This is a genomic window from Streptomyces sp. NPDC104581, assembly GCF_055583685.1.
The window spans coordinates 52,156-58,815 of record NZ_JBVJNN010000009.1 but is presented as its reverse complement, the minus strand read 5'-3'; the positions used below and the strand labels follow the sequence as shown (position 1 = coordinate 58,815).

Genomic DNA, 6,660 nt, shown 5'->3' with positions numbered 1-6,660 from the left:
CTCCCCCACCCCCCCCCCCTCCCCCCCCCCCCCCCCCACCCCCCCCCCCACCCCCCCCCCCCCCCCCCCCCCCCCCCCCCCCCCCCCCCCCCCCCCCCCCCCCCCCCCCCCCCCCCCCCCCCGTGCCGGGTGACGCGCTACCCGCCGAAGGTGAACGACTCCGCGGGCTCCGCGACCCGCGCCTCCTGGACGACCTTCAGACCGCCGGGCACCTTCGAGTCCGGCTTCATGATCACGGACTCCCGGGTGGAGGGCGCCGCCGGGTCGGAGAAGTCGTGCGTGATCCCGAAACCGGTGGAGAACGCGTCGAGCCCGAGCAGCGCCTCGTCGATGCCCGCCCTGGTGAGGTCCTTCTTCTCGCACGCCGTCTTCAGCAGCTCGCCGTAGAGGGTCGCGGCCGTCCAGCCGGACACGACGCCGTTGTCGAGTCCGTCGTCCGGGTACGCCGCCGCGTACTCGGTGGCGAGCTTCTTCGGCGCCGCCTCGTCCGAGCCGATGGGCAGGGTGGAGGAGGCGATGTAGTAGTCCTTCGTCAGCGCCGGGCCCGCCGCCGTCGCGAGCAGCTGAGGCGCGAACGCCGAGTTGTTGCCGACGACCGGCACATTGAATCCGCCCGCCGCCGCGACACCCACCAGGGAGGCCGCCTGACGTGGTCCCGCACTGATCACGACCGCCTTGACCCCGGCCTTCTTCAGCGCGGCGACCTGAGCGGACATGTCGTTGTCGGTCGGCTTGATCTTCTGCTCGACGACCGTGAGCCCCGCCTGTTCGGCCGCGTACTCGGAACCGACGAGCGCGTTCTCGCCGTAGTCGCCCTCGAAGTAGACATGACCGATCTTGTCGCCCTCGGTGATGCGCTTCTCGCTCAGGAGGAAGTCGATGGCGTTGATGGTCTCGATGTCGTAGGTGGCGCCGACGACCCGTACGTACGGACTGCCGAGCAGATTGGCCGACCACGCCTGCGGCAGGACCAGGCCCTTGTCCTGGCCGTCGATCCGCTTCTCGACGGCGGCGACGAACGGGGAGCCGATGAACTGGGCGAAGCCCAGCACGTCCGGCTCCAGCTCCGTGTAGGCGGCGACGGCCTTCTGCGGGTCGTAGCCGTGGTCGCGCACGGTCAGCTCGATCGTACGGCCGCAGATGCCGCCCGCCTTGTTCGTCTGGTCCGCCCACAGCTGCTGGGCCTGGGTCACGCTCTTGCCGAGCGAGGCGTAGACGCCGGTCATGTCGGTGAGCACACCGAGCGAGATCGTCTTGTCGCTCACGCCCTCCCCGGTCCTCACTCCCCCGGCACCCTTGTCCTTGCCGTCGCCCTCGGTGGCCTTGCCGCTGCACCCGGCGAGCGCGAGGGCGAGCACGACCAGCAGCGCCGCGCCGGCCCTCGGTGCGTGCGTATGACGTGCGCGTCGCTTCATGTCTTCTCCCGTGAGAACCGTCGAACCATCGGAACTGACAGGCGGGTGAGTCCGCCGGGCAGGAACAGGACCACCGCGACGATCGCGGCGCCGTACAGATAGCGGGACGCCTCGCCCGGTGTGACGCCGCCCGATCCCGGGTCGGCGACCAGCGGGAGCGAGTCGCTGTAGTGGGTCAGGAGTTGCGGCAGCAGGGCGACGAAGGCCGCGCCGACGACGGCGCCCGCCACCGTGCCCAGACCGCCGATGACGATCATGGCGAGGTATTCGAGGGCGAGGATCATGCCGAAGTAGTCCGGCACGGTCCGCTGGAAGACCAGCGCGATCAGGACACCGGCCAGCCCCGCGTACATGGAGGACAGGACGAACACGGCGGCCCGGTAGCGGGCGACCGGCACGCCCATCACACCGGCGGCGATGCGGTGGTCGCGGATCGCGTTCATGGCCCGGCCGGGCCTGCCGCGCAGCACCCCGCGTGCGAAGAGGCCGCCGGCGAGGAGGGCGGCCAGGCCCGCGTACCAGAGCTTCTCCGACGCCCCGAACGGGACGGCGGCGATCACCACCTCGGTGTCGTCGAAGGCGAACCCGAAGAGGGAGAACACCGGGACGTCGCGCCCGTTGAACCCGCCGGTCAGACCTCCCGCGTTGAACAGGACGTGCTGCCCGATGAAGATCAGCGCCAGCGTCGCGATGCCCAGGTAGGCGCCGCGCAGCCGGCCGGCGATGGGGCTGAAGAGGCCGCCCGCCGCGCCCGCGAGGAGTACGGCGAGCACGGCCGCGAGCCAGGTCGGCAGGCCGAGTCCGGTGAGCTGCCGGCCGTTCTCCTCGCCGCTCTCGCCCGCGAGGACGCAGTAGCCGTAGGCACCGACGGCGAGGAAGAAGGAGTGGCCCATGGAGAGCTGTCCGGTGGCGCCGGTCAGGAGGTTGAGGCCGATGGCGCCGATGGCGGCGGCCATGGCGAAGAGTCCGGCCTGGAGCCAGAAGCGGTCGAGGTAGAAGGGCAGGGCGAGGAGCAGCAGGGAGCCCGCGAGCCAGGCGTAGGCGCGGGGGTGGCGCAGGAGGGCGCGCGCGGTGGCGGGGACCCGCGTGGTGTCAGACACGGGCGAGCTCCTTCGTACCGAAGAGTCCGGCCGGCCGGACGAGCAGCACCACGACCATCACGAGATACGGCGCGAGGTCGCCGAAACCGCGCCCGAGGAAGGTCAGATCGCTCTGGTAGCCGGTGGCGAAGGACTCGGTGACGCCGACGACGAGTCCTCCGGCGAGCGCCCCGGTCGTGGAGTCGAGGCCGCCGAGGATCGCGGCCGGGAATGCCTTGAGCGCGGCGAGTGAGGTGGCGCGTTCGAGGCCGGGCGTCGGGAAGACCGTGAGGAACAGCGCGGCGACGGCGGCGAGCGAGCCCGCGACCGCCCAGGCGGAGAGCGAGACCCGGCCCAGGCGCACTCCCATGAGTGCGGCGGTCTGCGGGTTCTCCGCCGCCGCGCGCATCGCGACGCCCCAGGTCGTGTAGCGGAAGGCGAGCAGGAACGCGGTGATCAGCAGCGCCGCGGCGACGAAGGCGGCCACCCGGGTCTGCGCGATGGTGATGTCGCCGATGGTGAGGAGTCTGTCGCCCCAGGGGTCGCCGAGCGCCAGGACGTCGGTGCCGATGCGGCGGGTGAGTTCGGTGGTGAGGAGGATGTCGACGCCGATGGTGACGATGGCGAGGACACTGTGGTCGGCGCCCCGGTAGCGGCGCATGACGGTGTACTCGACGGCCGATCCGACGACGGCGGCGCCCGCGATGCCGACGGCGAGCGCGGGCCAGAAGCCGATGTCGTCGTGGAGTACGGCGGTGACGTAGCCGCCCGCGAGGAGCAGCGAGGCGTGGGCGAAGTTGACCACTTCGGTGGCCTTGAAGATGACGACGAAGCCGAGGGCGATGAGGGCGTAGACGGAGCCCATGGAGAGTCCGCCGAGGAGGAGTTCGACGAAGGTGGTCATGATGGGGCCTCCTCGTTGGTGTGGTCGCCACGGGCGTTTCCGGCGCCACCGGCGCTCCCGGCGCTCCCGGCGCTCTCGCCGAGGTAGGCGCGGACGACGGCCGGATCGCTCTGTACCTGGGCGGGGGTACCGCCGGCGATCCGCCGTCCGAAGTCGAGTACGGTCACGGCGTCGGCGAGCCGCATCACCATCCCCATGTCGTGTTCGACCAGCACGATCGAGATGCCGAGGCTGTCGCGTACGCCGGCCACGACGGCCGCGGTACGGCGCCGTTCGTCGGCCGTCATCCCGGCGACGGGTTCGTCCAGCAGCAGCACGGTGGGCTCCATGCACAGGGCGCGGCCCAGCTCGACGAGCTTCTGCTTGCCGTACGGCAGGGCGCCCGCGGGCCGGTCCAGATCGGCGGCCAGCCCCACGAACTCGGCGATCTCGCCGACCCGGGCGCGGTGTTCACGGGCCTCGCGGGCGGCGGACGGCAGACGGAGCCCGGTGGCGAGGAAACCGGCGCGGGTGAGGCGGTGGCGGCCGAGCAGCATGCTGTCGGCGACGGTCGCGTGCGGCGGGAGCGCGAGGTTCTGGAAGGTGCGGGCCACACCGAGCGCGGCGATACGGTGCGGGGCGAGCCCGGTGAGTTCGGCCGCGCCGAGACGGACGCTGCCGGAGGTGGCGCGGTAGACGCCGGACAGCACGTTGAAGCAGGTGGACTTGCCCGCGCCGTTGGGGCCGATGACGGCGTGGACGCTGCCGGGTTCGACGGTGAAGGAGACGGAGTCGAGCGCGGTGAGTCCGGCGAACCGGACGGTGACGTCGGTGACGGTGAGGGCGGGGCTCTCGGTGGGACCGCCGGCGGGATCGCCCGCGCGTGGGGCCGTGTGCGGGGCTGCGTGCGGGGCCGTGTCCGCGTCCGGGTGACCGGCGGCGTTCCCGACCGTCCGTTCGGGATGTCCGGCCGAGGTGCGGCCCGGCGGGACGGCCGGCCTCCTCTCGGGGTCCGTCACGCGCTCCACCTCCGCAGCACCGGCGCGGAGTCCTGGGCCCGGCCCGCGTCCTCGGCGGCCGTCTCGTCGACGACTCCGAGGTAGCGGCGGCGTACCTCGTCGGAGGAGGCCAGTTCGGCCGCGTCCCCTTCGAGCGTCACCTCGCCGACCTCCAGGACGTACGCGCGGGACGCGAGCCGCAGCGCCATGGCCGCGTTCTGCTCGACCAGCAGGACCGCCGTGCCCCTGGCGTTGATCTGCTGGATGGTCTCGCCGATCCGGGCGGCCATGAGGGGGGCGAGTCCGAGGGACGGTTCGTCCAGGAGGAGCAGCCGGGGGCGCGCCATGAGGCCCCTGCCGAGCGCGAGCATCTGCTGTTCGCCGCCGGAGAGCAGTCCGGCGCGCTGGCCCGCGCGGTCCGCCAGCACGGGGAAGAGTTCGTGCACCTCGGCCAGGGACGCCGCGTACCGCTTACGGCCGCCGGAGGCGCCGAGCGCCCCGGCCCGGAGGTTGTCGGCGACCGTCATACGGGCGAACACCTGTCGCCCTTCCGGGACCTGGACGACACCGGCGGCGACGACACCGGCGGCGCTCAGGGCGCCGATGGACCGGCCGTCGAAGTGGACGGTGCCGCCGCCCGCCGTACCCCGATGGAAGCCGAGGGTGCGGGAAATGGCCCTCAGCAGCGTGGACTTGCCCGCGCCGTTGCCACCGAGCACCGCGGTGATCCCGCCGGACGGTACGTCGATCGACACCTCATGCAGGGCGCGGACCGGGCCGTAACCGACGGACAGGGCACGCACTTCGAGCGCGGCCATGCGTTCTCCTCTGCGTTTCGCCGGGCGTTCGGATGTCCTGATTCGGATGTCCTGACATGCCGTGGAGGCACACCTCAGCACCGGGCCGGGGCACCGTCCACGGCGCGGGACCGAATCGCTGCCGATGACCAGCGGTGCGGCGGCCGGATTGTGCACGCGCACAAGGGCTGTCGCACCACGCCTCCCGGTGGCATCCTCACCAGCCATGGGTGGCCGCAGAGCGCGCACTGATCGTGAGTGGTCGGTCCTGGTGACCGCGTCCCGGGTACTGCTGGAGCGCGTCCCGGCGCTCACCGACCAGTTGCTGGACGAACTCACGCTCCACTCCGAGCAGTTCGACGCGGCGGTGCCGCGCGACGAGCACTGGCGGCAGATCAACGAGGCGATGCGGTACGGGATCGAGGCGATCACGGCCCCGCGTACGGCCCCGCGCCGCGATCTGGCGTACGCGGAACAGCTCGGCCGGCGGCGGGCGGAACAGGGTCTGGCGCTCGATCTGCTGCTGCACGCCTACCGGCACGCGGGCTATCTCGTGTGGGACGAACTGCTGCGCGTCGTCGGCGAGACGGACCCCGACGACTTACCGATGCTCGTGCACACGGCGTCCCACATGTGGGCGGGCGTCGACCGGCAGGCGACGGCGGTCGCGGAGGCGTACCGCGGTACGGAGCAGTCGATGCGACGACGCAGCGACGAGCGGGTGCAGGCGCTGCTGGACGCGCTGCTGGAGGGCCGGTCGACGCCGGGCCTCGCGGCACGGGCCGCGGCCGGCCTCGACCTGCCCGAGCAGGGGCGTTACGCGGTGGTGGTCGTCCGGGTGGAGCGGCGGGACGGGCGCGAGCCGTTCCGGCGGGTTGCCGCGGCGGAGGGGATGCGCTTCTTCTGGCGGATGCGGACGGACTGCGAGATCGCGGTGGTGGCGTTCGACGGCGCGACGGGTCTGGCGGAGCTGACGGCGGAGCTGGTGCGGCCCTGCCAGGGGCCGGGCGGTGTCAGCCCGGTCGTGGACAGCCTGTCGGACCTCGGCCGGGCGCGGCGGCTGGCGGAGACGGCGCTGCGTACGCTTCCGCCGGACGCGCAGCGGATCGTCCGCCTGGACGAACGCCTCCCGACGGCCCTGGTGGTCAGCCAGCCGGAACTGGCGGCCCGTCTGATCGCCGATGTCTTCGGCCCGCTGCTGGACCTGGACCCGGCGGACCGCGCGGTGCTGCTGGAGACGCTGGACGCGTGGCTGGAGTACGGGGGGTCGGCGGGGCGGGCCGCGACGCGTCTGTACTGCCACCGCAACACGGTCTTCAACCGCCTGCGCCGCCTGGAACAACTGACGTCGCGCTCCCTGTCCCGCCCCCGCGACCTGATCGAGATGACCCTGGCACTCGACGCGTTCCGCCTGACGCCCGGGTAGCGGATCGGGCCTGTCCGGCGCTTGAGGACCCCACCGGGCCGGGCGCCTTCGCGCCCGGCCCG

At 72.8% G+C, this 6,660-nt stretch carries 5 protein-coding genes and 1 pseudogene; 1 reads left to right on the top strand and 5 read right to left on the bottom strand.

What is annotated here, in order from left to right; all coding sequences use genetic code 11:
- Window positions 1–137 precede the first annotated feature (137 nt).
- The 5 genes and pseudogenes from ACZ61E_RS10500 to ACZ61E_RS10480 form a co-directional block, all read right to left on the bottom strand.
- The gene (locus ACZ61E_RS10500; RefSeq protein ID WP_469699174.1) at window positions 138–1,415 is read right to left on the bottom strand and encodes an ABC transporter substrate-binding protein; all 1,278 of its coding nucleotides are present in this window, start codon (window positions 1,413–1,415) and stop codon (window positions 138–140) included.
- Entirely contained in the window at window positions 1,412–2,515 is a 1,104-nt protein-coding gene (locus tag ACZ61E_RS10495) for a branched-chain amino acid ABC transporter permease (RefSeq protein WP_469699173.1), read from the bottom strand. Before ACZ61E_RS10495 ends, ACZ61E_RS10500 begins: the two co-directional genes overlap by 4 nt.
- Window positions 2,508–3,398, bottom strand: coding sequence for a branched-chain amino acid ABC transporter permease (locus ACZ61E_RS10490; protein WP_469699172.1), 891 nt, complete (start codon window positions 3,396–3,398; stop codon window positions 2,508–2,510). Before ACZ61E_RS10490 ends, ACZ61E_RS10495 begins: the two co-directional genes overlap by 8 nt.
- Window positions 3,399–3,475: 77 nt before the next feature.
- Window positions 3,476–4,396, bottom strand: a pseudogene (locus tag ACZ61E_RS10485) (ABC transporter ATP-binding protein); the annotation flags it as partial.
- Window positions 4,393–5,193 (bottom strand): ABC transporter ATP-binding protein, encoded by an 801-nt coding sequence (locus ACZ61E_RS10480; protein WP_469699171.1) that lies wholly within the window; start codon window positions 5,191–5,193, stop codon window positions 4,393–4,395. The pseudogene ACZ61E_RS10485 and the gene ACZ61E_RS10480, both read right to left, overlap by 4 nt.
- Window positions 5,194–5,398: 205 nt before the next feature.
- Between ACZ61E_RS10480 and ACZ61E_RS10475 the strand changes: the two genes are divergently transcribed.
- Complete coding sequence (locus tag ACZ61E_RS10475) at window positions 5,399–6,598, top strand: RsbRD N-terminal domain-containing protein (protein ID WP_469699170.1); 1,200 nt, start codon at window positions 5,399–5,401, stop codon at window positions 6,596–6,598.
- The last annotated feature ends 62 nt before the right edge of the window (window positions 6,599–6,660 follow it).

What these genes read in the sequence shown, in the direction of transcription:
- ACZ61E_RS10500 (WP_469699174.1), bottom strand. Translation starts at nt 1,415, where the DNA reads ATGAAGCGACGCGCACGTCATACGCACGCACCGAGGGCCGGCGCGGCG.
- ACZ61E_RS10490 (WP_469699172.1), bottom strand. Translation starts at nt 3,398, where the DNA reads ATGACCACCTTCGTCGAACTCCTCCTCGGCGGACTCTCCATGGGCTCC.
- ACZ61E_RS10480 (WP_469699171.1), bottom strand. Translation starts at nt 5,193, where the DNA reads ATGGCCGCGCTCGAAGTGCGTGCCCTGTCCGTCGGTTACGGCCCGGTC.
- ACZ61E_RS10475 (WP_469699170.1), top strand. Translation starts at nt 5,399, where the DNA reads ATGGGTGGCCGCAGAGCGCGCACTGATCGTGAGTGGTCGGTCCTGGTG.